27 protein-coding genes are annotated in these 24,246 nt (G+C 41.9%); 11 read left to right on the forward strand and 16 right to left on the reverse strand.

The genetic code is table 11. The features are described 5' to 3' along the window. Positions 1 to 66 precede the first annotated feature (66 nt). From D7Z94_RS05070 to D7Z94_RS05110, 9 genes are all read left to right on the forward strand, one after another. A complete protein-coding gene (locus D7Z94_RS05070) occupies positions 67 to 756 on the forward strand; it encodes a response regulator transcription factor (protein WP_120710414.1) in 690 nt (229 codons plus the stop codon). After that, positions 756 to 1,820, forward strand: coding sequence for a sensor histidine kinase (locus D7Z94_RS05075; RefSeq protein ID WP_120710415.1), 1,065 nt, complete (start codon positions 756 to 758; stop codon positions 1,818 to 1,820). The genes D7Z94_RS05070 and D7Z94_RS05075 overlap by 1 nt, the downstream gene beginning before the upstream one ends. 177 nt (positions 1,821 to 1,997) lie before the next feature. Continuing rightward, positions 1,998 to 2,666, forward strand: a complete 669-nt coding sequence (trmB, locus tag D7Z94_RS05080; protein WP_120710878.1) for a tRNA (guanosine(46)-N7)-methyltransferase TrmB — start codon at positions 1,998 to 2,000, stop codon at positions 2,664 to 2,666. 3 nt (positions 2,667 to 2,669) lie between these two features. Beyond that, positions 2,670 to 3,305, forward strand: coding sequence for a LysE family transporter (locus tag D7Z94_RS05085; RefSeq protein WP_120710416.1), 636 nt, complete (start codon positions 2,670 to 2,672; stop codon positions 3,303 to 3,305). Continuing rightward, positions 3,295 to 3,639: an MGMT family protein gene (locus tag D7Z94_RS05090; protein ID WP_120710417.1), complete on the forward strand. Its 345-nt coding sequence runs from the start codon at positions 3,295 to 3,297 to the stop codon at positions 3,637 to 3,639. Before D7Z94_RS05085 ends, D7Z94_RS05090 begins: the two co-directional genes overlap by 11 nt. 297 nt (positions 3,640 to 3,936) lie before the next feature. After that, a complete protein-coding gene (locus tag D7Z94_RS05095) occupies positions 3,937 to 4,485 on the forward strand; it encodes a LacI family DNA-binding transcriptional regulator (RefSeq protein ID WP_120710418.1) in 549 nt (182 codons plus the stop codon). A 222-nt stretch (positions 4,486 to 4,707) separates the two neighbouring features. Further along, complete coding sequence (locus D7Z94_RS05100) at positions 4,708 to 5,853, forward strand: Mrp/NBP35 family ATP-binding protein (RefSeq protein WP_120710419.1); 1,146 nt, start codon at positions 4,708 to 4,710, stop codon at positions 5,851 to 5,853. Then, entirely contained in the window at positions 5,850 to 6,089 is a 240-nt protein-coding gene (locus tag D7Z94_RS05105) for a NifU family protein (protein ID WP_120710420.1), read from the forward strand. Before D7Z94_RS05100 ends, D7Z94_RS05105 begins: the two co-directional genes overlap by 4 nt. Positions 6,090 to 6,326: 237 nt before the next feature. Continuing rightward, on the forward strand, positions 6,327 to 6,659 hold the full coding sequence (locus D7Z94_RS05110) for a 2Fe-2S iron-sulfur cluster-binding protein (protein WP_120710421.1): 333 nt from the start codon (positions 6,327 to 6,329) through the stop codon (positions 6,657 to 6,659). 49 nt (positions 6,660 to 6,708) lie between these two features. On the opposite strand, the gene D7Z94_RS05115 is transcribed toward D7Z94_RS05110, so the two are convergent. From D7Z94_RS05115 to D7Z94_RS05130, 4 genes are all read right to left on the reverse strand, one after another. After that, entirely contained in the window at positions 6,709 to 8,448 is a 1,740-nt protein-coding gene (locus D7Z94_RS05115; RefSeq protein WP_120710422.1) for an ABC transporter ATP-binding protein, read from the reverse strand. A 172-nt stretch (positions 8,449 to 8,620) separates the two neighbouring features. After that, positions 8,621 to 8,998 carry a HEPN domain-containing protein gene (locus tag D7Z94_RS05120; RefSeq protein WP_120710423.1) on the reverse strand — a complete coding sequence of 126 codons (378 nt, stop codon included), beginning with the start codon at positions 8,996 to 8,998 and terminating at the stop codon, positions 8,621 to 8,623. 40 nt (positions 8,999 to 9,038) lie between these two features. Then, the gene (gene nifJ, locus D7Z94_RS05125; protein ID WP_120710424.1) at positions 9,039 to 12,569 is read right to left on the reverse strand and encodes a pyruvate:ferredoxin (flavodoxin) oxidoreductase; all 3,531 of its coding nucleotides are present in this window, start codon (positions 12,567 to 12,569) and stop codon (positions 9,039 to 9,041) included. Positions 12,570 to 12,864: 295 nt separating this feature from the next. Beyond that, complete coding sequence (locus D7Z94_RS05130; RefSeq protein ID WP_120710425.1) at positions 12,865 to 13,218, reverse strand: 4Fe-4S dicluster domain-containing protein; 354 nt, start codon at positions 13,216 to 13,218, stop codon at positions 12,865 to 12,867. A gap of 136 nt (positions 13,219 to 13,354) precedes the next feature. On the opposite strand from D7Z94_RS05130, the gene D7Z94_RS05135 reads away from it, so the two are divergent. After that, complete coding sequence (locus tag D7Z94_RS05135; RefSeq protein ID WP_120710426.1) at positions 13,355 to 15,226, forward strand: 2-oxoacid:acceptor oxidoreductase subunit alpha; 1,872 nt, start codon at positions 13,355 to 13,357, stop codon at positions 15,224 to 15,226. A gap of 2 nt (positions 15,227 to 15,228) precedes the next feature. Continuing rightward, positions 15,229 to 16,242 carry a 2-oxoacid:ferredoxin oxidoreductase subunit beta gene (locus D7Z94_RS05140; RefSeq protein WP_120710427.1) on the forward strand — a complete coding sequence of 338 codons (1,014 nt, stop codon included), beginning with the start codon at positions 15,229 to 15,231 and terminating at the stop codon, positions 16,240 to 16,242. A 76-nt stretch (positions 16,243 to 16,318) separates the two neighbouring features. Here the strand turns inward: D7Z94_RS05140 and D7Z94_RS05145 are convergent, their stop codons facing one another. From D7Z94_RS05145 to D7Z94_RS05195, 12 genes are all read right to left on the reverse strand, one after another. Next, the gene (locus tag D7Z94_RS05145) at positions 16,319 to 16,885 is read right to left on the reverse strand and encodes a YdeI/OmpD-associated family protein (protein ID WP_120710428.1); all 567 of its coding nucleotides are present in this window, start codon (positions 16,883 to 16,885) and stop codon (positions 16,319 to 16,321) included. A gap of 38 nt (positions 16,886 to 16,923) precedes the next feature. After that, positions 16,924 to 17,046: a hypothetical protein gene (locus tag D7Z94_RS26075; protein ID WP_262696923.1), complete on the reverse strand. Its 123-nt coding sequence runs from the start codon at positions 17,044 to 17,046 to the stop codon at positions 16,924 to 16,926. A 3-nt stretch (positions 17,047 to 17,049) separates the two neighbouring features. Next, a complete protein-coding gene (locus D7Z94_RS05150; protein WP_120710429.1) occupies positions 17,050 to 17,367 on the reverse strand; it encodes an SRPBCC family protein in 318 nt (105 codons plus the stop codon). Positions 17,368 to 17,510: 143 nt separating this feature from the next. Continuing rightward, on the reverse strand, positions 17,511 to 18,413 hold the full coding sequence (locus D7Z94_RS05155; protein ID WP_120710430.1) for a haloalkane dehalogenase: 903 nt from the start codon (positions 18,411 to 18,413) through the stop codon (positions 17,511 to 17,513). Positions 18,414 to 18,496: 83 nt separating this feature from the next. Beyond that, on the reverse strand, positions 18,497 to 18,862 hold the full coding sequence (locus tag D7Z94_RS05160; RefSeq protein ID WP_120710431.1) for a DUF1801 domain-containing protein: 366 nt from the start codon (positions 18,860 to 18,862) through the stop codon (positions 18,497 to 18,499). Positions 18,863 to 18,921: 59 nt separating this feature from the next. Continuing rightward, entirely contained in the window at positions 18,922 to 19,194 is a 273-nt protein-coding gene (locus D7Z94_RS05165; RefSeq protein ID WP_120710432.1) for a hypothetical protein, read from the reverse strand. Continuing rightward, positions 19,187 to 19,693: a hypothetical protein gene (locus tag D7Z94_RS05170; protein ID WP_120710433.1), complete on the reverse strand. Its 507-nt coding sequence runs from the start codon at positions 19,691 to 19,693 to the stop codon at positions 19,187 to 19,189. Before D7Z94_RS05170 ends, D7Z94_RS05165 begins: the two co-directional genes overlap by 8 nt. After that, the gene (locus D7Z94_RS05175; protein ID WP_120710434.1) at positions 19,683 to 20,117 is read right to left on the reverse strand and encodes a cupin domain-containing protein; all 435 of its coding nucleotides are present in this window, start codon (positions 20,115 to 20,117) and stop codon (positions 19,683 to 19,685) included. Before D7Z94_RS05175 ends, D7Z94_RS05170 begins: the two co-directional genes overlap by 11 nt. 74 nt (positions 20,118 to 20,191) lie before the next feature. Next, entirely contained in the window at positions 20,192 to 21,403 is a 1,212-nt protein-coding gene (locus D7Z94_RS05180; RefSeq protein WP_120710435.1) for a DUF3500 domain-containing protein, read from the reverse strand. Positions 21,404 to 21,439: 36 nt separating this feature from the next. Continuing rightward, positions 21,440 to 21,979, reverse strand: a complete 540-nt coding sequence (locus D7Z94_RS05185) for a GNAT family N-acetyltransferase (RefSeq protein ID WP_211341742.1) — start codon at positions 21,977 to 21,979, stop codon at positions 21,440 to 21,442. A 43-nt stretch (positions 21,980 to 22,022) separates the two neighbouring features. Next, complete coding sequence (locus tag D7Z94_RS05190) at positions 22,023 to 22,790, reverse strand: class I SAM-dependent methyltransferase (RefSeq protein ID WP_170158834.1); 768 nt, start codon at positions 22,788 to 22,790, stop codon at positions 22,023 to 22,025. A 202-nt stretch (positions 22,791 to 22,992) separates the two neighbouring features. Further along, positions 22,993 to 24,198: an FG-GAP repeat domain-containing protein gene (locus D7Z94_RS05195; RefSeq protein ID WP_120710436.1), complete on the reverse strand. Its 1,206-nt coding sequence runs from the start codon at positions 24,196 to 24,198 to the stop codon at positions 22,993 to 22,995. Positions 24,199 to 24,246 lie beyond the last annotated feature (48 nt).

The following is a 24,246-nucleotide window of genomic DNA, read 5'->3' on the forward strand; positions in this document are numbered from 1 at the left end:
AAATGCAAATAACCCGTCCATGCCAGTGTTGATGGGCGATTGATTTATTGAAACAAAAGCCAAGAGATGAAAAAAAAAGACATTAGAATACTTTTAGTGGACGATGAGGCGGATATTCTGGAAATCGTTAGTTATAACCTTTCTTCTGAAGGCTATCAAGTTTTTACCGCAAAAAATGGGGTAGAAGGTGTGGCCAAAGCAAAAAAGAAATTACCGCATTTGATTATTTTGGATGTAATGATGCCGGAAATGGATGGCATAGAGGCCTGTGAAATTATGCGCAGTACCTCTGGTCTCGAAAATACCATTATTACCTTTCTAACTGCCCGAGGTGAGGATTACTCCCAGGTCGCCGGTTTTGATGCCGGTGCAGATGACTATATCACAAAACCCATAAAACCTAAGGTACTTGTTAGTAAGGTAAAGGCATTGCTCCGTAGGTTAAAGGAAGATGCAGATCCACAAGAGGACATTGTTAAGGTTGGCAACATTGTTATCAATAGGGAGGAATACAAAATTGTGAACAATGGTAAGGAAATTGTGCTTCCACGGAAGGAATTTGAACTTTTGGCCTTGTTGACCTCAAAACCCAGCAAGGTTTTTAAACGAGAGGTAATTCTGGACAAGGTATGGGGCAATGAAGTGGTTGTAGGTGGCCGTACCATTGATGTGCACATTCGCAAGCTTCGAGAAAAAATTGGTGAGAATCATTTTAAGACCGTTAAAGGAGTAGGCTATAAGTTTGTTCTTCAATAATGGCCATTAAGCTTAAGAGGTCATATAGGTTCGCTCTTAGATCTGCAGTGTTGATCACCCTATTGTCTTCTTTGCTTTTGGGCGGTCTTTTGTATTTTCTACAGACTTTGGAGTGGTCCATCATTCTTCTTTTTTCGCTTTTAGTCTTCCTAAGCTCCTTTGCTATACTTCAGATTAGGATAGAGAAGTTTATATACAGAAGAATTAAAAAGATATATGATGACGTGGCGCTTTTGGATTCTTCCTCTCTTACGTCAGGAACCATTACTACAGATATGCGGACACTTACGGCCGAAATCGAAAAATTTGCGCAGGACAAGAAAATAGAAATAGATACATTAAAAATCCGGGAGGAGTATCGTAAAGATTTTCTGGGCAATGTTTCGCACGAATTGAAGACTCCTCTTTTTACCGTTCAAGGTTATATACTTACTTTATTGGACGGAGCCATGGAAGACAAAAACATCCGGAAAAAATATTTGCAGAGAGCCAATAAAGCCGTTGAACGACTTATATACATTATTAAGGATTTGGATTTGATAACTAAATTGGAAGTAGGGGACCTCAATTTGGAACAAGAGGCTTTTGATATCATAGAACTTATTTACAGTGTATTTGACCTGTTGGAAATGAAGGCGGCCAAAAAGAAGATTGCGCTCACTTTTGATATGGAGTATGCCGAGTCAATATATGTATATGCCGATAAGGAAAAAATCCAACAGGTTTTGACCAATCTTTTGGTAAACTCCATTAAATATGGCCATACCGATGGTACTTCCGAGGTGAGCGTTGAAAATCTTATCAAAAACAAGGTTATCGTTAGAGTGACGGATAATGGTGAAGGGATACCCCAAAAACATATCCCTCGTTTGTTTGAACGTTTTTATCGCGTGGACAAAAGTGGCAGTAGAAGCGAAGGTGGTTCCGGATTGGGCCTTTCCATAGTTAAACATATTATTGAGGCCCATGACGAAAAAATCTATGTTGAAAGTGTAGAGGAGGTAGGTTCCGAATTTTCCTTTACCTTGGAAAAGGCAAAAAATATCGAAGTAGAATCCACTTGAATGTCAAACTGTTTTAGACCTTGTATGGAATTGCAAGTAGTGGCCTTTTCAGAACTTCGTTTCATGTAAATGAATTACAAAAATTCTTTTTAACACAGGGCTTACCGGTTTCAAGAAACAAAGTCTTTAAGCAGTAAAGATTTCCTTAGCTTTGCTATATCATTAATTTTGGCAGCCGTGGGGAGCAAGAACAAGCTGAAGCGATTTAGGGAGAATGAAACGTTCAAAAATGTGCTTCAACCCAAAAGGGAGGAGATAAAAACCGGTTTTTCCCATAAAGGTAATTGGCGATCCCATTTTGGCAATGACAATCCCATCGTTTTGGAATTAGGGTGTGGCAAAGGGGAATATACTTTAGGCCTTGCGCGGCTTAAGGGGGATAAAAACTTTATAGGCATCGATATTAAAGGTGCACGTCTTTGGAGAGGTGCCAAAACTGCCTTGCAGGAAAATTTAGGAAATGTGGCTTTCCTAAGAACCCAGATAGAGCTGATCGATGAACTATTTGCTGAAGATGAAGTGTCAGAAATCTGGATTACTTTTCCCGATCCACAGATTAAATATAAACGTACCAAACACCGAATGACCAATTTGGACTTTTTGGAAAAATATCATAAAATACTTAAGCCTAACGGAACAATACATCTGAAGACCGATAGTGAATTTTTACACGGCTATACTTTGGGGCTACTTCATGGAACCGGTCAGCAGATTGTTTATGCCAATCATGATGTTTATAAGAACGAAGGTAGCCCACCGGAGGTTTTGGAGATACAGACCTTCTATGAAGAACAATATCTCGAGGAAGGAAAACCCATTACCTATATCCAATTTAGGATAAACTGACCTATGCAACACTTGCTTATTCTTTTTTTCGCCACATTTTCAGCTGCTTTCATGGCCACTGTACCCCCTGGACTGTTAAATATGAACGCTGCAAAGACCAGTGTGGAAAAAGGAAAATTGAACGGTATAATATTCAGTACAGGAGTTTCGAGCATGATTATGATTCAGGCATATGTTGCCGTACTCATTTCTAAATTCCTGAACAAAAATCCCGAAGTGGTTGAGGTTTTGATGGATATTGCCGTGGGGGTATTCGCCTTTTTTGCAGTTTATTTTTACATAGCTGCCCGACGAAATAAAAAGAAAAAACCAAAACTGGTAAAGGTCAGCAAAAAAAACAGCTTTTTTAAAGGCATGGGGTTGGCCGCTTTAAATCTATTGACCATTCCCTATTATAGCGGGGTAAATATTATGTGGAATGCCAGCGGTTGGATAAAATTTGAAGTTTGGGATATCGTCACCTTTATTCTGGCGGTGGGTTCAGGGACCTTTTCCGTATTGTATATGTATACCATATATTTCAATAAATTAGAGGCAAAGACCAACCGGTTCTCAAAAAATTCAAACTATGTTTTGAGTGCGTTAATGGTTGTTTTATTGATAATTACCCTTATTCGAATTTTAGCCCGTGAAAACTGAAAATCAAAATTTTTTTCAAAAAGTGTACGAAGTGGCCCGGCAGATTCCTTTTGGAAGGGTTACCTCCTATGGAGCAATTGCCAAATATTTAGGGGCGGCCAGAAGTGCACGGATGGTAGGGTGGGCGATGAACGGCGCCGGTAATATGCCCGAGGTACCTGCCCATAGGGTCGTAAACAAAACGGGCCTTTTGACCGGGAAACATCATTTTGATGGAATCAATCTTATGCAGCAGTTATTGGAAAATGAAGGCATTCAGGTAGTGGAGAATCAAATTGTGGATTTTGAAAAACACTTTTGGGACCCTTTCAAGGAACTCGGTACAGAACCTTAACTCACATATTAAGATTCATTTGGAGTGGGCCATCTTCTTTCTAATTCCCTGGTCAAGCAATTCATAGAAAACATTCCTTTTCCTACTTCATGCGTATTAAAACTTCATCCACTTTCTGAAGATTTTGTTAAATACATAAAAAATAACAAACTACTTGTAACAACCTGCTAAAGTGGCGAGTCTATTAGAAAAGTAAATCAGCCTTGTTCTCTAGGTAGAAGACTTTTTGGCAGTGGGAATGGCTATAACTCACTTGAAATAAGATGATAATTATTTAAAGCGAAGTATAGACATAAAATGAAGTCCGAAATCAACATAAAACAAATAGCCTATTTGTCCGGCTACTCAAAATCTACAGTTTCCAAAGCATTGAACAATAGCAAGGAAGTCAGTGAGAAAACCAAATTTAAGATTCGGAAAATTGCAGATACCTATAACTATAAACCCAATAGTTCTGCTAAAGCGTTAAAGTCCAAAAAAGCGCATACCATTGGCCTCATTATACCAGAGTTCTCCAAAACGCAGTATGCCCATTTAATGGAGGGAATCGAGGAGGAAGCGGTGCGAAAAAAGTATCGATTGGCGGTATATCAGTCCAAAAACAACTTATGGCAAAAGAGAAGGTCTATTCGCATGTTTTTTGATGGTAGTATCGATGGACTTATCATTGTCACTAATGAACGGTTCGCTTCCAGTTGCGAAATCGATTATGTAAATCAAATCTTGGAAGATTCCTTACCGAGTATAAAGATAAATTTCTCGGATTGGTTACATAACAATGGGTCTCCCAATACTACTAAAAATATGGGAAAAGAGGTCTTTAAAAAACTTGTTAAGATGTTATAGGATATGGAGAACACCCCTTTGACAGATTTTTAAATATTTTCCTTCTTGAACAAAGTAATTCTAGACGGTGAGTGGCTTCTTTTCCATTCAGAATGTCGACGGAATATCCGATAACCGAATTCTATTGTTACATCTTCATTTTCAATCCATCTCCTTCTAAATCTCATGCGTAAGACGTATCTTTGTTTAGAATCATTTTATATAATTCAAAGAGGATTTCATATGAAAATCGATAAAAAAGCGGTTCTGGAGGCACTTGAAAAAATCACGGTGCCGGGCGAGGGGCAAAATATGGTGGAAAGCGGAGCGGTAAACAATATACAGATTTTCGGGGACGAGGTTGAGGTAGATATTACCATTAAGAATCCTAGCCTACAAGCCCGAAAAAAGACCGAAGTAGAAATCCTAAAGATTATTCATAGGGAGGTATATGAAAAGGCCAAGATAAAGATCAATATCAAAGTAGATGCTCCTACCAAACCCAAAGTCAATGAAATAAAGGGCAAGCCCATTCCAGGCATCCAAAATATCATAGCCGTTGCTTCAGGCAAAGGAGGTGTGGGCAAATCTACAGTTACGGCAAACCTGGCGGTAACCCTGGCCAAGATGGGCTTTAAGGTAGGTTTGTTGGATGCGGATATTTATGGGCCATCTATGCCCATTATGTTCGATGTAGCCCATGAAAAACCGTTGGCGATCACTATTAACGGAAAATCCAAAATGAAGCCGGTTGAAAATTATGGGGTGAAGCTATTGTCCATTGGATTTTTTACCCAACCCAATCAGGCAGTTATTTGGCGGGGACCTATGGCGTCCAAGGCATTGAACCAAATGATATTTGACGCCCATTGGGGAGAGCTGGATTTTATGCTGTTGGATCTGCCCCCGGGAACAGGAGATATACATTTAAGCATCATGCAATCCATGCCAGTCACCGGTGCCGTAGTAGTGAGTACACCCCAGGAAGTTGCATTGGCCGATGCGAAAAAGGGTGTAGCCATGTTCCAACAGGATTCCATTAATGTTCCTGTTTTGGGTATTGTGGAAAATATGGCCTATTTTACACCGGCCGAGCTACCTGAGAATAAATATTATATCTTTGGTAGGGAAGGGGCCAAAAATTTAGCACAGGATTTGGATGTCCCTTTCTTGGGGGAAATTCCATTGGTCCAGAGCATTCGTGAAGCGGGTGATGTAGGCCGCCCAGCAGCATTACAAACGGCCACCCCCGTGGAACAGGCCTTTGAGGAACTGACCAAGAACGTTGTGCAGGAGTTGGTACATAGAAATAAAAGCCTTCCCCCAACGGAAGCGATCAAGATTACGACAATGGCAGGCTGTGCTGCAGTTAAAGGCAAGAAAGTATGACATCCGAGGAACTAAAATCAAACGTAGAAAAAGCACTAGAGGAAATTCGCCCCTTTTTGCAAAGTGATGGCGGTGATATTTCTTTAATTTCCATAGATGACAATAAATCCGTCAAAGTGCGCTTACAAGGCAATTGTGTGGGATGTAGTGTCAATCAAATGACTCTGAAAAGCGGAGTGGAGATGACCATTAAAAAGCATGCGCCTCAAATTGAGGAGGTCATCAATTTAAGTTAAACTCCTTTGGTAACCATCCCTGAGAATGGCTTCCCGGAATATTGGTAGGTAAATAAGAAGGCAATAGAACCCATTGGCTATTCCCTATCTGACAATTTCACTAATTCGTTTCCCATTGTTTTAAAGCTAACTTGTAAACTCCCGGACTTTGTCCGACAAATACCAAGAAAACTGTATTTTTGCAGCTTCTTTTTCAAATTAAGGAGGAAAGGATGAATTCAAAAGATACCCGAATAGATGTCGGATATAAAAATTAAGATTACGGACAGGGAGGGGGTTCTTCACGAAGTTGATGCCCCTACCGATATGAACATGAACCTTATGGAATTGGTACGTTCGTACGAATTGGCCCCAGAAGGTACTATCGGTGTTTGTGGAGGTATGGCCATGTGTGCTTCCTGCCAGTGCTATGTAAAGTCCGATCATGAGCTTCCTGAAAAGTCCTACGAGGAGGATGCTATGTTGGCGGAGGCCTTTTATGTTGAGGATAATAGTCGTTTGGGGTGCCAGATACACATTGTGGAAGACTTGGAAGGGCTGGAGGTAGAACTGGCGCCGGCAGAATCATAAGAACTAAGAATCAGACCTGTCAGGTTTCAAAAACCTGACAGGTCTCGCTCTAAATCCTTGCCTGATAGGTGAACAAGTTATAGTATCGGCCCTTTGAGGCGATCAATTCTTCATGGGTTCCCTGTTCCGCAATACGTCCGTTTTCAATGACCAAAATTTGATCGGCTTTTCGAATGGTACTTAGCCTGTGTGCGATAACAAATGTTGTTCTCCCTTTGGTAAGCTCGGCCAAACTTTTTTGTATCAAAGCTTCACTTTCGGTATCCAAACTTGACGTTGCCTCGTCCAAAATCAAAATTTTAGGATTTGCCAAAATAGCACGCGCAATGGCAATACGTTGTCGTTGCCCGCCTGAAAGCTTTACCCCACGTTCTCCGATCAAGGTATCCAAACCGTCATCAAATCGATCTGTAAATTCATTCACATAGGCAGCTTCTACCGCCTTTTCCAATTCTTGCTCACTGGCATTAGGTCTGGGAAACAGAATATTCTCCTTAATAGTACCCTCGAACAGGAAGTCGTCCTGAAGTACTACACCCAAAAACTGACGAAAACTCGTTAAATCAACTTTGGACATATCATCACCATCAATGGTAATGGTGCCTGAGTCCGGACTCAAAAAGCTTGCCGCCAAACCTGCAATTGTAGATTTGCCGGAGCCCGAACTCCCCACCAATGCGATTACCTCACCGGCAGCAGCTTTAAAGCTTACCTCGTGCAATACCTCCTTGTCCTCTTCATAGGCAAAAGAGACTTTATCAAAGACCATATGGCCCACAATATCGGAGAGTTTTATGGTACGCTCGGAGTTATCGGCCTCGGCGGACTCGTTCATTAATTCTTCGGTACGGTCCAAACCTGCCAATGCTTCTGTGAGTTGACTTCCTATATTGCTCATCTGAACTATAGGAGCCACCATTAGGGCCAGCAAGAAAGTAAACTCAAAATATTCCCCGGTACTCAGTTCACCTTGCATCATTTTATAACCTCCAAACCCCATCATTATTCCCGTGGTTGCCAATCCCAACAGAAAAGTGGACGAACTGGTCATGATAGCGGTTGCGGTCAAACTCTTTTTTACGTTTTCGTACAACCTTCTTACACCACCTTCAAAGACTTCGGCCTCCTGTGCTTCGGCATTGAATCCTTTAATGACCCGTATGCCACCTAATGTTTCCGTTAGGCGTCCCTTTACCTCGGCATTGATTTTGCCCCGATCTCTAAAGACCGGTCGTATAATCTTAAAAGCCTTTAATGCAATGAACGCGAAAAGAATTAGAGGGATGAAGGTCAACAAGGTCATGGTCGGACTAATCCGTAATAACAGAATTAGGGAAACCACAGCGGTTATGGTACCGCCTACCAATTGTACTAGACCGGTTCCTATCAGGTTACGGACACCTTCAACATCGCTCATAATACGCGAGACCAAAGCCCCGGATTTGGTATTGTCAAAAAAACGGATGGGCAGGGAAAGCACTTGTTTTTGTACCTGGGCCCGTAATTCCGATATCATGTACTGCGCTTGTATGCTCAATACTTTGGTCAAAAGAAAGGACATTATCGCCTGTACCAAAAAAGACAGGATGACCACAATGACCAAAATTTTTAGTAGATCGTAATTTTTATTGGGGACAATATCGTCTAAAAAATAGCGCAAGGAAATGGGTGCCACAAAACTGGACGCCCTACTAATAACTATGAGTAGCAAACCCAAGAAAACCAGCTTTCTTCTGGGCCAAATAATCGTTCTGAAGGCCTTTAGGATACTTACCTTTTTGTCTGCCATTATACTACTTGTTCTGGAGTGAAGGCAGCAAAGTTAATTGAAAAAGATGGAGATTTCGATTCGTGATAGGGATTCGTTTCATTTGTCGCAAACCAATCGTCTCAAAAAGTCAAAGGGCCGATTTGAATTTGTTCAAACCGACCCTTAAAGGCAAGGAAAATTGTTGCGCTTTCTAACTAATAATTTTTTCCCGCCTCAAAAATGTATCCAGACTATCGGCGATATCAAAACATCGGCTATATTGTGAGGACTCATTGCGAAATCTGGAATCCTCCTTATGTTCATTACATTCAAAACCGGACAAATTTACCTCTTCAAAGTTCTTATTGATCATTCTACATTGCTCGTACAAACGATCAATAGATTCGTCATTGGCAGGAATGGATCCGTTGAGCAGAAGAAACCCCTTTAAATAATTCTGAATGGCAAATTGGGAATTGCTGCAGACCAAAGAGGTAACTACATCCTCTTCCGGCCTACATAACTCATCATTGGCCTCCCTCAATTTTTCTATAGCTTCATCAAATAATTTGCGGGCCTTGTCTTCCATCTTTAACAATTTTAATATTAGACTTTAACCTTGAGATACGTTACATATTTCTATAGAGTTCCAAGCGTTCCCAGCGCGTTTCCACCTCTTCCTGGGCTTGTTGCAATAACGCTTCCCCCAATTCGGCATTTTCCTTGGCCACTCTTGTAAATCGGGTTTCATTGTACATAAAATCGGTGAGGGGCGCACTGGGTTCCTTGGAATCCAATCTGAACTTTTTGCCTTTGGGCTTGGAGGGATCAAAGCGGAACAAGGGCCAATAACCGGTCTCTACCGCTTTCTGTTGTTGAAAAGCTCCATCCTTTAAATCATAACCGTGCTCCCCGCAATGGGAGTAGGCTACGATTAACGATGGTCCCGGATAGGCCTCAGCTTCTTCAATAGCTTTTAAAGTTTGCATATCCTTTGCACCCATGGCTACTTGGGCCACGTATACGTTTTCGTAGGATACCGCCTGTAACGCTAAACTTTTTTTGCTGGTTCTTTTACCGGATACCGAAAACTTGGCACTTGCGCCTAAAGGAGTCGCTTTGGAGGTTTGACCGCCGGTATTGGAGTACACTTCGGTATCCAATACCATAATATTGATATCTTCCCCTGAAGCCAATACATGATCTACACCACCATAACCTATATCATAGGCCCAACCATCACCGCCCAATATCCATACCGATTTCCTGCGGAGGTATTCGGTCAGTTTATTTAATTTTTTGGCATTCGGGTCGTCACTGGGTTCCAAGATTTTTTTGAGTTCATCCAAATGCTGGAATTTCTCCTTGCGCTGTGTCTCGTTCTCTTCAGGATTATTCAAAATGGCCTCCACCAGTTCAGCACCTACCAAGGACTCCAACGATTTTAGCAAATTGATCGCAATCTCCTGTTTTTTGCTCAAGGCCAGTTTCATGCCAAAACCAAATTCTGCATTATCCTCAAAGAGCGAATTGGCCCAGGCCGGACCTCTGCCCGCCTCATTGGTCTTATAAGGAGTGGTGGGCAAATTACCACCGTAAATAGAGGAACATCCCGTTGCGTTGGCTATCATAATGCTGTCGCCATATAATTGGGTCAACATTTTAATGTAGGGTGTTTCCCCACAGCCGGAACAGGCCCCTGAGAACTCAAACAGCGGTTCTAAAAACTGGGAACCTTTTACATTCGTAATCTGTAATGCGGTACGATCGTAATCTGGAAGATTTATGAAATAATCCCAGTTCTCATCCTCCACGGATTCCACATCGATTTTCTTGTGCATGTTGATAGATTTGAAATCCTCTATTTCCTTGCTCTCCGCAGGGCAAACGGCAACACAAAGGTCGCAGCCCGTACAATCCTCGGGCGAAACCTGAAGGATATAGGATTCCGTTTCCTTGTTAAAAGGCCTACCTTTTGCAGGTACTGCTTTTAAACCGACTGGCGCATCGGCCAAATCTGCATTGGGAACTACTTTGGCGCGTATTGCGGCATGTGGACAAATGGCAACACATTTATTGCATTGTGTACATAAATCCGTATCGTCCCAAACGGGAATGTAATCAGCTATCCCTCTTTTTTCATATTGGGAAGTACCTGTTGGGAAAGTACCGTCAACCGGGAAGGCACTGACCGGAAGCTCGTCTCCTTTTCCAGCCAATATTTTACCTAGGATATCCTTTACAAATGGGTCTTCCGTACCAGTCATCATCGGTTTGAGGGCCCACTTGTTGGTTATCTTTTTCGGATAGTCTACCTTTTGCAGATTTTCCAATGATTTATCAACGGCGTTGAAGTTCATTTGTACAATCTTGTCCCCTTTATGAGAGTATGATTTTACAATGGCATTTTTAATTTTTTCAATAGCCTCTTCTTTGGGCAAGACGCCGGAGATGGCAAAGAAGCAGGTCTGCAAGACCGTATTGGTACGTTTGCCCAATTTTGCCTCATGGGCCACCTTGGTTGCATCAACTACATAGAATTCCAATTCGTTTTCAACAATATCCTGCTGCAATTTTTCAGGTAGTTTTCCCCATATCTCATCCTTTGCGTATGGTGCGTTCAATAAGAAAGTACCGCTTTTTTTGATGTTTCTTAGGAGGTCGTATTTTTCGATAAAATTGAATTGATGGCAGGCAATAAAATTGGCCTTATGGATCAAATAGGACGAATAGATGGGTTCCGGGCCAAAGCGCAAATGCGATATGGTCTGTGCCCCGGCCTTTTTGGAGTCGTACACAAAATAGCCCTGCACATAGTTATCCGTTGTTTCCCCAATAATTTTGATGGAATTCTTGTTGGCACCCACCGTACCATCAGAACCTAAACCGTAGAACATACAGTTGAAGGTCTCCTTGGCGGTCTTAAACCGTTTTCCTATATCTAAACTTGTATAGGAGACATCATCATTAATACCAATGGTAAAATGCTTTTTGGGAACTGATTTGTCCAACTCATCATAAACTGCCTTCACCATGGCCGGATCAAATTCCTTAGAAGATAATCCAAATCGTCCCCCTATTATGGTAGGCATTGCCCTATCACTTTCGGCAAATGCCGTAACGATATCCAGATATAAGGGTTCCCCTGTGCTTCCGGGTTCCTTGGTCCTATCCAAAACGGCTACTTTTTTTACCGTTTTTGGAAGAGCATCGATGAAATGGCTTATTGAGAACGGTCTAAATAGGCGTATGATAATTGCACCTACTTTTTCTCCGTTTTCTATCATAGTGTCTACCACTTCCAAAACCGGGCCTTGGCCGGAACCCATGATAACGATTATCTTTTCAGCTTCAGGGTGGCCTACATAATAGAACAAACTATACCTGCGACCGGTATGCTGGTAGAATTCATCCATGGTATCCTGAACGATTCCCGGTACTTTGTCATAATAGATATTGGAAGCTTCCCTAGCTTGGAAAAATACATCTGGATTTTGTGATGTTCCACGTACTACGGGATGGTCCGGGTCTAACGACCGCTTTTTATGGGCCATGATTTCATCCTCGGGCATCATGGCTTTTATGATATCGTCGGGTATGGCATCGATCTTGGATATTTCATGGGAAGTCCTAAAACCGTCAAAAATGTTTAAAAAAGGTACTCTAGACTTTAATGTGGCTACTTGGGCAATCAAAGCGAAATCCATAGCCTCTTGTACAGAACCTCCAAACAGCATGGAGAATCCGGTCTGCCTGGCGGCCATGACATCGGAATGATCCCCAAAAATGGAAAGCGCATGTGTGGCTACGGTCCTTGCCGCTACATGGATAACGTTGGGAAGTAGTTCTCCGGCAATCTTAAACATATTAGGAATCATCAATAGCAGTCCTTGGGAAGCCGTAAATGTAGTTGTCAAGGCACCGGCTTGCAAAGACCCGTGTACGGCCCCGGAAGCACCACCCTCACTTTGCATTTCAACGATTCGGGGTACGTTGTCCCACACATTCTTTTCTCCATTGGAACTGAACACATCTACATGTTCGCCCATAGGGGAAGCGGGAGTAATAGGGTAAATGGCGCAAACTTCATTGGTCTTGTGGGCAATTCTTGCTACGGCTTCATTCGCATCGCAAATGAGTTTTGGGAATTTTTTTTTCATCTTGGATAGCTTGTATTACGATACCAGATTATGTAAAAAGCGAAGTACTTCATAATAGACGACACACCTTTATTACCGGTACGGGATTCCTAATAATTTCTATAAAAATACTGAGCGTAGTACTCTCATAACATGATATTTATCAGGAAAACTGTTGGGATGTCCCGACATAAGGGGCAACAAAAAACCACCATCGAAACTATCAAATCGATGGTGGTTTTATGACATCATGTCGATTAACTAGAGCGTTAAAACTTTGGATGGCAAAAATTGAAAGAAACCTTTGACAAAGAAGTTATTCATCATACAACCAAGCCTTCTTCGCCAGTAGTTGTTCTTCCGTTTCAACATGATTGTCATCGGGCACACAACAGTCCACTGGACAAACAGAGGCACATTGCGGCTCATCATGAAATCCTTCACATTCCGTGCACTTATCCGGTACTATAAAATAAAACTCCTCGGATATGGGTTCGTTTTCGGTATCGGCATCTACCTCTTCTCCATTGGAGGGCAAGGTGACCATGCCGTTCAATTCGGTTTCATCCGCGTAGGACCACTCTTGATCGGGTTCGTAAATCGCCGTATTAGGACATTCTGAAATACAGGCATCACAGTTAATGCATTCGTCTGTTATAATGATAGCCATTTTTCTCTGTTTTTAGCATTAAGATGTGTAAATTTAGGGCTATACTCATGGGTAATTAATGATAAAAATCATATTTACAGGAAAAGGGCGAGATTATTTTTGAGCGCTATTTACTAACCTCTTTTTGTTTTTTTATATGGCCAAAAAGCCTCTTATATTTGAATATGCGGACCAGGAAAATAAAGTCTTGGAAGCCGTTGTGGTCCGTTTCGTTGGTGACTCTGGAGATGGTATGCAATTGACGGGAACACAGTTTTCGGATACCTCGGCCATGTTCGGTAACGATGTGGCTACCTTCCCCAATTTTCCAGCTGAAATTAGAGCTCCCCAAGGAAGTCTGTACGGCGTTTCGGGGTTCCAGGTTCATATCGGAAGTATCGCGGTAAATACCCCGGGAGACAATGTAGATTTATTGGTGGCCATGAACCCTGCCGGTCTAAAGACCAATCTTTATGCTGTAAAGCCGGGCCATACCATTATAGTGGATACGGATGCCTTTACCCGAAAGAACCTGGAAAAGGCAAAGTACGAAACCAATCCCCTGGAAGATGGTAGCTTGGAAAATTATAGGGTCATAGAAGTGGCCATGACTTCATTGACCAAAGAGGCTCTTAAGGAACTCCAAGGCCTTGATAACAAAAGCATTGTACGCAGCAAGAACATGTTCGCCTTAGGTATGGTATATTGGATGTACCACCGTTCCCCAAAACATACCATCGAATTTCTAAATCGTAAGTTCAAGAATAAACCGTTGATTGCGGAGGCGAATACCAAGGTACTTAAATCCGGATACTATTTTGCCGAGACCTTAGAGCTTATTCCCAATGCATACACCATTGCCCCTGCTAAAATGCCAGCGGGTACGTATCGCATATTATTAGGCAATACGGCTACCGCCTGGGGATTTTTAGCGGCAGCTGAGAAGACAGATTTAAATTTGTTTCTAGGATCTTATCCTATTACTCCGGCTTCCGATATTCTCCATGAACTAGTAAAACATAAGCATTTTGGTGTGAAGACACTACAAGCAGAGGACGAAATTGCAGGGATCACTTCGGCAATTGGGGCGTCCTTTGCAGGAAACTTGGCCATTACCACAACTTCTGGCCCAGGTTTGGCGCTTAAGGGGGAAGCTTTGGGTCTGGCCATGATGATAGAACTCCCCTTGGTAGTAGTGAATGTGCAACGGGGTGGCCCCTCCACAGGTTTACCTACAAAAACGGAACAATCCGATTTATTGCAGGCCATGTATGGTCGCAACGGGGAAAGTCCGGTCATTGTGATTGCCGCCAGTACCCCGGCCAATTGCTTCGACTTTGCTTATGAAGCCGCAAAATTGACTCTGGAACATATGACCCCGGTAGTTTTGTTGACGGATGGTTATATCGCTAATGGATCAGCCCCATGGAAAATAAAGACCATAGCCGAAATGCCCGAGATTAAAAGCAATAAGGTGGAAGAAGTTAAAGAAAATTGGCATCCTTATGACAGGGATGAGGGCACCTTGGCGCGGAATTGGGCCATACCAGGAACAGAAGGTTTGGAACACCGCATTGGTGGCTTGGAAAAGGACCGCGTTACCGGAAACGTTTCCTATGTACCGGAGAACCATGGCTACATGACCAAAATACGATCTGAGAAAGTAAAACGGGTCAAAGATTTTATTCCAGAATTGGAAACCGAATTTAGCGATTCAGGCAATCTGTTGGTCATCGGTTGGGGAGGCACGTATGGTTCCCTACATACGGCTGTAAAGCAATTGCATGGCGAAGGTCATACAGATATTGGCCTGGCCCATTTTAACTATATTAATCCGTTGCCCCGAAATACAGGGGAGGTCCTTAAAAGGTTCGATAAAATCGTGGTCTGTGAATTGAACAATGGCCAATTTGCAAAAGTACTGCGCACCAATTTTGACGAATTTAAGTTTTTGCAGTTCAACAAGGTCCAGGGGTTGCCTTTTGGTAATGATGAACTGATACAGAAGTTTAAACAACTTATACAATAATTATGGAAACAGCTGCTCCAAAGAAATATACGTTCAAGGATTTTGCAAGCGATCAGGAGGTGCGTTGGTGCCCGGGTTGCGATGACTATGTAATCTTAAGGGCCATGCAAAAGGCACTTCCGGAAATTGGTGTCAAAAAAGAAGACGTGGTCTTCATATCGGGCATTGGCTGTTCTTCCCGTTTCCCCTATTACATGGATACTTACGGCATGCACAGTATTCATGGAAGGGCCCCGGCCATAGCAACAGGGGTGAAACTGGCAAATCCACAACTAAGTGTATGGGTCATTACGGGAGATGGTGACAGTATGGCCATTGGGGGAAATCACCTAATTCATATTCTTCGTAGGAATATAAATTTGAATATGATTTTGTTCAATAATGAGATTTATGGGTTGACCAAAGGACAGTTTTCACCGACCTCCTTGGTGGGACAAAAGACAAAATCATCCCCGCATGGGAATACGCAACCCCCATTTTCCACGGGTGAACTGGCATTAGGTGCCCGGGCCCGGTTTTTTGCCCGGGTAGGGGGGAATACGCCTAAAGAGATGACGGATTTGTTCATCGCCGCTGAAAGTTTCAAGGGGACTTCCTTGATCGAGGTAATGCAGAACTGCCCCATTTTTAATGATGGCTGCTTCTCCCATTTTACCGATAGAAAGGTTCGGGAGGACCAGCAGTTGTTCGTAGAGCATGGCAAACCGATGATCTTTGGGAAAGACCGGGATAAGGGTTTGGTCCTTAACGGATTGCAATTGGAAGTAGTTACTTTGGGCGAGAACGGGATTACCCAGGAAGATATTTTGGTACACGATGCCAAGGCCCAGGATACCATACTACATCAAATGTTGGTACGCTTATCCTATCCCTTAGTTACCGGAATTATTCGGAGTTTTGATGATGTTACCCTGGAAGAAAGGGAAGATGCACTGACGGAACAGGTAAAGGCCAATTCCAATTTTACCAAGGTAAACGACCTTTTCTTTTCCGGGGAGACCTATGAAGTAAAATAATTTGAAGGGCTTAGTAGTGGTAATCGGGTAGTGCCGTCCAAACTGGTGATATCCTGTTGTTCGGAACTTTCTTTTCTTAGTAATACTTGTCAATTCCTCCAAACCCCTTTATGAATTTATTTTCCTTTGTTTTGGCAATGAAATTCAACAACCTTTTTGTAAACTCCTCCGGGCGTTTTCGGGCACTATCAATATAGGCAATCCGTATTCTCTTGTACGGATCTGAAAGTTTTTGATAGTTTTCCCAGGCCATGGGATTCTTTCGTATTTCGTCCAATATATCCAAAGGAAATTCAAATTCCTGGTCAATTATGGCCTTTATACTTTCCCTTATCGAAAGATGAATCTTATTCTCCTTGTACAACCATTTCAATCGTTCCTTATTGGCTTGGGAATAACTGCTTTTAGGTCGTCTTTGGGTAAACCGTTGTATGGTATGGTCGCCATCCAAGGATTTAACGGTACTGTCGATCCAACCATAACACAAAGCTTCTTCTACTGCGGTATTGTATTCGATTCTGGGTTTCCCTGAGGATTTTTTAGGATACACCAACCAGACTTCTTTTTTTTTATTAAAGTTTTTCCGGAGCCATTCCCGCCAGGCTTTTCTTTCGGTAAGATATAAGGCATCCAGTTCCTCCATTTTTATAGTATCATCAAGGTCAGGTATAGTTTTGGAAATCAGATTTCGTTATAGGCGGATTCAATGGCCTTTGCCAGTTTGGCTAGGCCCTGTGGGGCACTTGCTTCAAAGGTTCGCATGCCCTCGGCAAAATCAGCGGCCTTTACACCGATTAAACTCAAGCGTTAGGTGATTTGGGTCCGATCTGAACCAATTGACTCCATGATCATCACATTGTAAAACACGGCACCGTCCAAATGCATTTCTATTGTAGCTGAACTTTCAGGGTCCAGTTGTGTTATTTTCCAGTGATAGGGATTCTGTCCTGGAGTTTTTGTAGCACCTGAAGTGCCTATGGCAAAAGGCCCATTGAGCTTTATCCATTCCACCGCCTTTCCTTCAAGGCGTTGCCAATTAGATACATCGGTCCAAAAGGCCCATGCAAAGGATTTGTCGGAATTACATTCGACCGAATGTTCAAATTGCCAAGCAGCATTGCTCATAATCTCTGTTTTTTTGAAGGTTTAGAAATTAATCGATTGTATATTGAGATGGGTAGTAAAGGTTGAGCTTTCCATTCGCCGTGCTTCCTGTTCTTGATCGAAATTACCTTGGAGTTCTGAATAGGATGTGGTTTCAATGCGGTCTAGTTTATGTCAGTGGTATTGCTTCGGTAAAACACTACCAACAGCTCGGCAAGTTCTTCACCCTTTTCTTCCTGAATAAAATGGCCTGCATTTAGAAGGGTATGATTTTGGCCTTTGGCCCCAGGCACCAGATTTTGAAAAACCTGTTCGGCACCTTTCATAATGTCATCTCCATCTCCAAAAATAGTTAGGAAGGGTTTGTCCCATTGTCTTAACTTTTCCCAGGCTTGCCGATTTTTAACAGCTTCGGGATCATCATGATCGATTGGGACCAACATTGGAAAGATTCTGGCCCCAGCCTTGTATTCCTCAGAGGGGAACGGGGCATTGTAGACTGCCATGACCTCTTCGGTAAGTGGCTGTAAGGTGCCCATTTCTATGACCTTGCCAATGTTAAATCCCGGTGAATGTTGTGAATAGGCTCTCCACTTTAAAAAGCTTTCGGGCATAGGAGTTTTGCCAGTAGGCAAAGTAGTATTGGAGGCGATAACCATTGCAAAGAGATCTTCCATTTCGGTAATCAATCGTAGACCGATTAATCCGCCCCAGTCCTGACAAAAAAGGACCATATCCTTAAGGTCCAGTTTCTGGATAAATGTCGAAATCCAATCCATATGCTTTTGATATGAGTAATCCTGCTGATGGATTGGCTTGTCCGATTTACCAAACCCGATGAGGTCGGGGGCAATTACCCGAAAGTCCTTTGAAAGCACTGGAATCATCTTGCGATAGAGATAGGACCAACTAGGTTCTCCATGTAGAAGAAGTACCGTAGGCTTCTCCTTATCACCTTCATCCAAATAATGAAGTCGTAAACCTTTTTCTACCTCCACATAGTTACCCGGAAAGTTGTAGTCGGGTAAATTTTCAAATCGGTCTTCCGGCGTTCTTACTACTTTCATAAGCCTATTGTTTTTTTATGTCCCGCTAAGGTTTTGTATTCATTGTCGTGATAATTCCGCTTGTGGATTATGGGATGCTTTTATCACGAATCATCCCGCATCTTTATCCATGCCAATACCACGCTCTCTAAATCCTTTTTGTGGTTTTCTATGTCCTCCATACTTCCGAATTTTGCCGTCCTAGCTTCCTTGCCGTCTCCTTGGAGTAGTCCGGTAGTGTCGTTGATCAACGCTCCCTTGTGGAACATTAGGCTTACATGTTTTTTGGCGTTCATAAAGTATGAGGCCATGTTCCCCTTATACATAAAGGTAGGGCTGCTCCATTTTATGGTCTCTTCAATATCGGGATGGGTATTTAAAATAATGTCCCGGACTCTTTGGATTTCGGCCTCCAAGGGATGATTTTTCTTCTTAAGGTATTCATCGACTTCTGGATTTTTATTGGCCATGGTTTTTATTTATGGGTGAGCTTATTTATTCAATTTTTTTTAGGAATCAAATATTGATTTTAATTCAGATATAAGATTAAAAGAGCCAAAGCGATAAAAACTATTCCGAGAATTATTAATTCATTTCGTCTGTCAGATTTTATTTTTTTTCGGATATCAATTTTTACCTTTTCCAATTCAGATTCCGAAAGCTTTGGAAAATTAAATTCTGGTTTTGAATCAGGGTTTTTAAAGCCCATTTTCTTTCTATCAAATTTTCCTTGGCTTTTATCTTTCCGCGCTTTTTTGCGAGCTAAAGTAGCTTTGAATTGCGATAAACTTCCGTCAGCCATTTTTTCTTTGCGTTATTAATTCCGTTAGCTTATCCAGTTTTTTTTGGTCAATTTTTGTCCAGTCCTTTTCATTAAATTCCAAGGTATTGAATTTTTTTAAACTTCGATACATTGGCAAAATTATGGACTTGAAATCTCCTATTGATTCAAAAATTGGATTAGGAATTTTCGATGTTTTGCTATTTTTCGAAATAATCAGATTGATTCGCTTTTCTTTTGGGTCCAGTGAAAAGAAGTAGTACTCAGGTTCCAAATTCCAACAAAACTCAGTTGCGATTCCATTTAATAATAAAATAAGGGATTCGCAAAGTTTGTCAATCGGATTTTCGGGTATGTTTGAGGCAATAAATTCCAATTCAAAATCAGTAGATTTAAATGTAATCGGAATCCATCCATTTTTTGGATTCCCCAAATTCAGTTCCATTACTTTTGTATTATCCAAATAGTTTACGGCAGTTCGACTTGGCAGCCTATTGTCTTGTACATTTTTATTCCTCATAAATATCAAATTCGGCAGAAATGGACTTCATAAGTTCCGTATCCGCAAAATCACTGTCGGATAGTTTTGATAGTTTTTCCAAATACAGATCAAATTGGCCATTTTTAAATATCGTAAGCATTTTGCCTCCCTTCTCACATCTGGCGGTATGCCAAACATTTGGGGGAACGGTAACGGTATCTCCTGGCCCTGCCGTAATCGATTCATCGTCAAAAATTAATTCAACTTCTCCTTCAAGAATATAAAAGACCTCCGTCATTAATTTGTGGTGATGCCGCCCCAAATAAAAGCCCGGTTTTAAGGTGTCCTCAACAAAGCTTAGCTCCCCATTGGTCCTGTGGGAAGAAAGCTTGATGAAGCAATGATCTTGGGAATAGTTATAGTTTTCACCTTCCCCGTTCCGGATGATTTCTTTTTCTTTCATATTTTATGTATTGTAATCGTTTCCATTTGCGCTTTCGGCCCCAGTTAGGAAAGACCAATATCGATGGCTGTTGTTTAATGATGGTGCTTTTCCAAATGTTGTCTTAAATAATCTTTTCCGTAATCGTTTCCATTGGGGGTTCGTACAATGGTATGTATATGATTTCTTGTGGGTTGTCTACCATTTCCTTGTATACCGATCGGTCCTTGATGATCGAATTCTATAAGAACCACTGGGCTATGGATGCGATAATAAAATACGGCATTTTCATCCGTTTGCCCTACCCAGGCAAAGTAGGTTTCATTCATATGCTTTTTGATGTCTTCCATCTTTACCTTGGCGTGTCCCTCGCGCATATTTGAAATATATTGATTGGCCAAGTCCAATAACGCTACTTTTTGTTTTTCGGACATCTTGCTTACGGGCAACCCTTGGAAATCCACAATAACATTATCCGAAAATGCTTCTGCCCGGATATCATTATCCACTTTTTCCGTAGACAAAGTGGCTTCCTTTTGTAGTTCCACGGGGAGGGATTGCATAAACTTTAGACCCAAATTTTGTTCATCCTGAAAAATCGTATTGCCCTTATATTTTCCCGAAGTCGTTATTATCGGTTCACCTCCCATAAAAGTCGGGGTCATTACTACCTGGTCTCCCAAGATGAAATAATTTATAACCAAATGGTGACCGTCTATTTGCCAGCCCCAAGGTTCGGTCAGGGATGGGTTGCCCATAATGGTAAAAAAATAGAGCTCTTCATCGTAGATAGGGTTGCCGTTGTTCAATTCACGAAGTGTTTGGTCTGTTTTCATGATATCCTTGCTCAATTGCAATCCTTTTGCGCTTAATGCATTTTGCATGAGCTCGAAAGCCAATTTTCGTTGTTCCTGATCCATTTCCTTAAGGCTTATGCCTTGTCGCATATAGATGCCATTGTCCACATTGCACCATTTGCGCCATTCATCGTCCTGGATATCAAATTGTGTTTTTTCCAATTGTTCCGGGCCAAGGGATTTTAGGAATTCTTCACCGGCCAATTTTATGGGAAGGGTAGAAACGCCTGTTGATGTTATGGGAAATAGGTCTTTATCCATGCCTTGGGAAGTAGCAATACCGATAAACTCCGTTTTTAGACTTTCTTCCTCCATTTTTTCAAACGGACTTAGCTGTCTTACTTCAGTGGTCTCTTTTTCCGATTCGGTCGGCTGTTTTTGTTCTTTTTTTTGACCCTTGCAGCTAAAAGCAATTAATCCAAGGGTAAGCAGATATGCTATTTTTTTCATATGTGTTTGCGTTATGGCCCGGCCAACGGTTTCGTATTAGGCGGACATGAATTCATTCTTGATCATTTCATATACGACTAGTCTCCAAATCAGATTATGAGCACTAAAGTGCTTGTCATATTCCTTTATTTTTTTCATTCCAATTTTTTCGGCGATACGTTGTGCAGGACTGTTTTTGATATAGGTATGAATGAAGATGCTTTCAAAGCCGAAGTTTTGAAACCCGTACGCAAGGGAGGTCTTGGCGGCCTCTGTGGCATAACCTTGGTTCCAATATAATTTGTGGATATGGTAGCCAATTTCCGGGACGTATACTCCATCTATATTTTGTAAACTAATACCACATTGTCCTATGAAATTTCTGGATTCCTTTAGGATAACGGCCCATAGTCCAAATCCATTTTTTTGGTAACTGTCCATACTTCGACCTATCCAATCTTTTACCGCATCCAAATTATAAGTTGCCGGATAATACTGCATCACCTCGGCATCACTCAATATTTCATGAAGTGGGTCGGCATCTTCTCTAGTAAGTTTCCGAAGCCCTAACCTTTCTGTTTCAATCAAGTAGCCCAACCCCCTTTTTTAGTTATTAAATTCATTTGGTTTATGCGTCATGTCAGTACCTGGCAACAATTAATTCTAATGCACAGGTAAATTCTTTTAGCTCTCTGTGTTTACCATATTTTTTATCCCAATTCCCCGACGCTAAATCATCGGCTAATCTTTTAACGATTTCCTCTTCCGTTCCATCAGGTAAGAATCCCCAAGCAGATTGATTTAGTCGTACTTCCTTGTTTAAAAATGCTTCTGGACGACCATAAAAAGCCTCCTGAAATCCATCTACACAATCGAAAGGAATGGGAATTGAAATAATATCACAGTTTCCTCCAAGACACTCCATAATAAAGTCGTTTGTGGGATATCTCTTTTTTTCTATTTCAATGACTTCGGGGAAGTATTCGGCGTTCCAAAAATAGTCCAGACGACCTGGGTCGAAAGTCATGATAACAACTTTTTTCCTTGAAACCCTTTTAAGTTCACTTAATCCTTTTTTTATATCCGGCCAATGATGAACGGTGACCATTGCCATAGAGGTATCAAAAGAATCGTCGTCAAAGGGCAAAGAGTCCGCTTTTGCATTAATCGCCGGAACTTTGTTATTTACAATTCTTTGATTCCGCATAACTATTGAAGGTTCAACAGCTACTACATATTTATTATCCGGTTCGTATGACCCTGAACCGGCTCCAACATTAAGAATGGCGGTTGATTCAGCCAATTCTTTAAAAACAAATTCAGCTATTCTCGGATCTGTTTGTCTATGACCTGAATATTGTTGGCCATATTTGTCGTAATTAAATGCCGGATTATCAATTTCTATCATATCGATTGTATTAATTCCCGCTTCTGAGGGAGTATGGCTGATAAAAGTTTGGTGTGATTAGGTATAGCTTAAAGGTAAACAAATTACCCATGATTTGGCAAGGCCTATCCTATACGTTTTACGGCAATCATAAAGCCCCGGGAGAACACAAGACAAGGAATAGCGCTAGTTTAAAACAACCACATTGAAAAGTGGGTCGCTCTTATTTATCTACCGTTTTGTTTAACCAGAGTTCATAGGATTTTCCTTCATGACCAGCATACCGGAAAAAATCCAGATCGCCATCACCTTCAACATCCCCTATATAGGAATTGTAGGCGCCCTCCATGGTCAATATTTGCTCCTGCCAAATAGGCCCACCCGATTCCCCTTCGCCTTGTAAAAAAAGGATTACGGGACTTGTCTCAGGGTACCCTTGATCTCCATTGTTACCCGATAGTACGTCCAAGTCGCCATCGTTATCCATATCGCCCACCTGTAAGGTATGCGCAAAGGCGTTGGTTCCTATTTCGTGTTTTACCCACTGGTCGCCGCAGTCCGGATCAAGGTCGTACCAGGCCACGCGCGTACGAAATTTTTCTGAGCAGGAGATAAAGACTTCATCGCGTTGGTCCCCATCAATATCCGCACAGAAAATTTTTGTGGAATTATGGATCCAATCATACCCATCATCACTGTTCCAATACGGGTCAATGGATTTTACCGACCAAACGCCGGTCATATCGCCTCCGGGATTTTTAAACCAAAAAGCGGTGGAAACGACGTCCAGATCCCCGTCCCCGTCCACATCTCCAACATGTTGCCCTTCATGGAGGTGTTCTACATAAACTTCTGTGGCTTTGCTCCAGCTATCAGGATTGTCTTGACGATATACGAACAATCTTCGCGAATGATGGGTGGTGCCCGCCACGTCCAGTTTTCCATCACCATTGAGGTCTTCCAAATCAAAGTCCTTGACAAAAGAGGGGAACACGGCAATTTTATGAGCTTCCCACCCAGGGTTTTCATACCAGTATAGTGTAAGCGGTTCACTGGAACCGCCCCATTCACCAGGGCTTACGGGTCCCAAAACATCAATATCCCCATCATTGTCAATATCGCCGGATGCCAGGTCGCCGGCGGCAAACTTTTTCCCTTCGGGGCCGGTTTCCGCAATAAGGTGTTTTTTGGATTCCCCGAAACCGGGTACGGTCTCATACCATAGAAGGGCCCCTCCGTTAGCATTGTTATGGATCACGAAAAAATCCAGGAGCCCATCATTATTCACATCGGCATGACTCCTTGCCCACCATTTGTCGGCTGTACCATTTACCAATACGTGTTTGGAAAAATCTATTTGCGCATGCGAAAGTTGAAATGATAAAAACATACCAAAAGCGAGGATTACCGTAAAAGATGGTTTTTTCATGGTTTATCGAGCGTTAGTTGTTAAGTGAATCAAATTAACAAAAATGCG

It is taken from the genome of Ulvibacterium marinum (genome assembly GCF_003626755.1).
GTDB classification, from domain to species: Bacteria; Bacteroidota; Bacteroidia; order Flavobacteriales; family Flavobacteriaceae; genus Ulvibacterium; species Ulvibacterium marinum.